This window comes from Priestia sp. SIMBA_032 (assembly GCF_046535215.1).
Lineage (GTDB): Bacteria > Bacillota > Bacilli > Bacillales > Bacillaceae_H > Priestia > Priestia aryabhattai.
Window position 1 is genome coordinate 1 of the sequence record NZ_JAWRXD010000628.1, and the last position, 273, is coordinate 273.

1 protein-coding gene is annotated in these 273 nt (G+C 70.0%); it reads right to left on the minus strand.

Annotation, left to right across the window (positions count from 1 at the left end; genetic code table 11):
* Positions 1-273 (minus strand): hypothetical protein (locus tag SB717_RS35770; RefSeq protein ID WP_410907711.1); only part of this gene is annotated, 273 nt, incomplete at both ends.

The window sequence follows — 273 nt, forward strand, 5'->3', positions numbered from 1 at the left end:
CCGGACGTCCGGCGACTGCATCGGCGATCATCTCCGCGTAATCGGCGGATGTGCCATCGGTCCCGAGGAGGTCGGCGAAGTCCGCGATGTCCCCTTCTGTCGCCGTACCGAGGACTTTGACCACCGCGGCGGCGGTGTCGGCCGGCTCATGACGTTCCAGCGCGCCTGCCACGGCTGCCGACATCTGGTGCAGGCCCGCGATGCGTGCGACGTATCGGCCCAGATCCGGATGGGCCGGCAGTTCGCCGGTGGCGGTCCGCTCCGCCATCTCGG